The organism is Acinetobacter sp. ME22, from assembly GCF_022012315.1.
Lineage (GTDB): Bacteria > Pseudomonadota > Gammaproteobacteria > Pseudomonadales > Moraxellaceae > Acinetobacter > Acinetobacter brisouii_A.
This window is the reverse complement of sequence record NZ_JAKLTL010000063.1, coordinates 1-268: the sequence shown is the minus strand read 5'-3', so window position 1 is coordinate 268 and position 268 is coordinate 1. Positions and strand designations below refer to the sequence as shown.

Annotated in this window: 1 pseudogene; it reads left to right on the top strand. The window is 47.4% G+C overall.

What is annotated here, in order from left to right:
- Positions 1-268 (top strand): annotated as a pseudogene (locus LVY74_RS17700) (hypothetical protein); the annotation flags it as partial.

The window sequence follows — 268 nt, the reverse complement described above, 5'->3', positions numbered from 1 at the left end:
TGATTATCTGACCCGTGATGAAGATCTTGAGGCTCGGGATGATGCAGCTACAGCATTGGCGATCGCACAGAGTGAATATGCTGCTGCTGTTTCTGTTCGTGATGCATTTGATCCAACAACTCAGGAATATGTGGATGCTCAAGTGATTGTTGACCAGAAACAAACGGGACTAACCACAGCCGAAACGGATTACGCTGCCGCAGCGGCTAATGTCCACGAAGTCTATGTTTATCCTGGTTGTGTCCATTCGATTAGCGCCTGTAATAAC